This is a genomic window from Candidatus Pantoea deserta (assembly GCF_003813865.1).
In the GTDB taxonomy this organism is placed as follows: Bacteria; Pseudomonadota; Gammaproteobacteria; order Enterobacterales; family Enterobacteriaceae; genus Pantoea; species Pantoea deserta.
In genome coordinates this window covers 1-3,126 of sequence record NZ_RMVG01000044.1, presented here as the reverse complement: position 1 = coordinate 3,126, position 3,126 = coordinate 1, and the positions used below count along the sequence as shown (strand labels likewise).

At 51.5% G+C, this 3,126-nt stretch carries 3 protein-coding genes and 1 pseudogene; all 4 read left to right on the top strand.

Annotated features, from left to right (window positions below):
* Positions 1 to 298: pseudogene (locus tag BBB56_RS23175) on the top strand (SAM-dependent methyltransferase); the annotation flags it as partial.
* A 172-nt stretch (positions 299 to 470) separates the two neighbouring features.
* Complete coding sequence (locus tag BBB56_RS23170) at positions 471 to 983, top strand: hypothetical protein (protein WP_123803241.1); 513 nt, start codon at positions 471 to 473, stop codon at positions 981 to 983.
* A gap of 344 nt (positions 984 to 1,327) precedes the next feature.
* On the top strand, positions 1,328 to 2,059 hold the full coding sequence (gene traT, locus BBB56_RS23165) for a complement resistance protein TraT (protein ID WP_123803240.1): 732 nt from the start codon (positions 1,328 to 1,330) through the stop codon (positions 2,057 to 2,059).
* Positions 2,060 to 2,551: 492 nt separating this feature from the next.
* Entirely contained in the window at positions 2,552 to 2,806 is a 255-nt protein-coding gene (locus tag BBB56_RS23160) for a RepB family protein (protein ID WP_123803239.1), read from the top strand.
* Positions 2,807 to 3,126: the final 320 nt, after the last annotated feature.

Sequence of the window (3,126 nt, the reverse complement as noted above, 5' to 3'; positions counted from 1 at the left end):
AGCAGCCTTTGGCGATCATGCGAGGCTGGGCTTCGAGAACCACCTGAACCTGTTTCACGAAAATAAACACGGCTTGCCCGAGGCGCTGGCCCGGGGGCTGGTCTTGTTCCTGAACACAACAGCGGTAGATGATCATTTTCGCCGCTTCAATGGCCATACACAGGTTAATGCTACCGATCTCAAGCTGATGAAGTATCCAGATCGGAATACCCTCATCAGGCTTGGTGAATGGGCCATGCAGCAACGAACACTTACGCAAGACATGATCGACGCCAGGCTGGAAATGCTGACTGAATGAAAGATAACAATGATTACATTGAGATCGTGCAACAAGTCATTATGACCGCCTCACCAAACCGGCCCGTCACAGGACCCTACAAATATTAGAGTTTATTCATCCCACCAATTGGATGGTGGTCTGGCTGGTTTTAGTTTGGCCATAAATCTCAAAAAACCCTGGAGTAAACCCTATGACATTACTGCTTATTGCGGCCACCGTGGCCGTTACCCTGTTGATGCTGATGGCCTGGCTGCCTGAGTTAAGGGCAGAAGGCGCACTGCTTCGCCGCTGGAGTAAGGGAGGCGGTGAGCCTCGCTGCAGTGAGGCCGTACAGAACGTGGTGGACGGCTTCATTGAGGATTTCTCAGCCACGCACCGCCTGACGGAAGCCGAAACGGCGCGCATCCGGGAGATGAAAACCCGGCCGGCCATGATGCCGGTAACCCTGCTGCTGCATCCGCAGCTGGTGACGCGGGAAAAAGGACGCTTCATCCGCGGGCGAAACCTTCCGGCAGTGTTTGTGGCGACAGGCGTGAGCGCGCTTATCATGCCGCCGCTGGCCGGTATGGCCATGCACAATGTGAGCCTGTGGCTGCTGCCCTTCCTGAACACAGCGGTATTTTTTGCTGGCCTGCAGCTGCTGCGCTATGCGTATTCCGACCTGGGCCTGCTGAACGTGCTGGTTACCGGCAAGGCAGACTGAACAAACGGCCTGCCGCCCTGCGGTTGGCGGGTCCCTTGCGTCCAGGATTGAAAATCCCGCACGCTCGCGACCAGCTAACAGGCCGGAGTAATCACAAAAGTTCTGCTTATAAATATTCCTCTTAAAGTGTTCTGTAAGGAATGTAAGAGTAAAGCTGGCCTGACTCCGGCCAGTCAAACGCAGATGTATTTCCAGCTAACTTGTAAGAAATATTTAATATTTCCTCGCTTTTGCCGATAATCCTTCCGCCACTCTGACGGAAGGGGATTATTTTTTCCAACTTACCCCTCAATTAAGTGTGCTGCGGGGTGCGCCCCGTTTTTCATTTTGACAAGGAGCAGTAAATGAATAACCGCAATTCAGTCATGGCGGCTGTAGTCGCATCGTGTCTTGTTCTTTCAGGTTGCAGTGCAATGGGAACCGCCATTAAAAAACGTAACCTCGATGTAAAAACCCAGATGAGTCAGACCGTGTGGCTTGAACCATCAAATGAAAAGACCGTATATCTGCAGGTTCGCAATACCTCGGACAAAGACATGAGCGATCTACAGACGTTGCTGGCACAAGATCTGCGCGCTAAGGGCTACACAGTAAAATCATCACCTGATACGGCGTATTACTGGATACAGGCAAACGTGCTCAAAGCTGAGAAAATGGACCTGCGCCAGTCACAAGGCTTCCTTTCAACCGGCTACGAGGGTGCGGCAACCGGTGCGGCGCTGGGCGCAGGCATTACTGCCTATAACAGTAACTCTGGTGGAGCCATTCTGGGAGTTGGTCTGGCGGCAGGGCTGGCGGGCATGGCCGCAGATGCGCTGGTCGAAGATGTTAACTTCACAATGGTGACCGATTTGCAGATCTCTGAGCGTAGCAAGTCTACGGTGACCACAGACAATATAGCCGCGCTGCGGCAGGGTAATTCTGGCATTAAGCTGCAGACAAGCAGCGAAGAAGGTAACCGCATGAAATATCAGACTCGCGTGGTATCTAATGCCAACAAAGTTAACCTGAAGTTTGAAGAGGCTAAGCCGGTTCTGGAAGCGCAGCTGGCGAAATCCGTCGCCGGTATTATGTAATTTACTCTAGTCTGTGGCTGCAGAGCTGACAGAGTCACTGTCAAAGGTCTTAATGCGCTATGAAGCTTTCTTCCTGGCGCTAAAGGCCTGACTGTAGTCACAACATAATTTTTAAGGCAGCAGCCCTGCTGCCTGTATCTGCAAACAAAAGCTGGCTCAACAGCAAAATCCACTTTTCCGGTTAGCGCTTCACGTCGCCTGACGTGGCCGTCGTCAAATTCTGGGCAAAAGCCCGTGGCTGTAGCGCATAGCAGCGAAAGTATGCTGTTCACCGGTGATGTAAGGTTGCTTGCCGCTCGCTATCAGCAGCACTGGCAATACCGCTGGAATGTCTCCGGAAATACCAACTGCACTACTGATATACCCACTTAACCGTCCGTAAAGCCGCATTAGCCTGTTCGCCAGTGGCTGTGTGGTATCGTAATTAAGGCTTATTACTGATTTGGCTTATGCTATGCTGCGGAAAGTCTTATTTTGTAGCAGGGTACGAGCATGAGTCCTCGTGATTCAGTAACATCAGCCCCCGAAAAGAAACGCACCCGTAACAGAGAGCAGCCAACTCCTGATAAGGAACGCGTACGCGCCTATAAGGCGAGGAAACGCGAAACCCACAAAGCAGTAAGTCTCTTTATCCGAACTGAGATGAAAGAGGCACTGGTAAAGCTTTGTGAGTTAGAGGGAATAACACAGGCCGAAGTGCTGGAAGCTCTAATCGAGACACAAGCCCGGAAGAAAGGTTTGTTGTAACCAGGTTACTTTATTGCCCTGAGCGTTTCTGAATGATAGATTACGGACAGTTAAGATTAGATGGCTGGCCACGCCGGAAGGTGGCAGGGATCTGAGGCGGCAGTGCCAAATCAGAAAAGAAAAACCCCGAAAATCCCTTCAGTTTGGCGACGGATGAGGATTAACGGGGCCCAACACTTTACTGCACAGGATTATTGCCCTGTGCGGGGAGTATAGTTTCATGCCCGGAAAAAGACAATCCGTTCTGTGCTTACTCTGCCTGCGCAATATAAGCGACGGGCGGCATGTTTAAGCAGACACTGTACACTGCATCATCACGA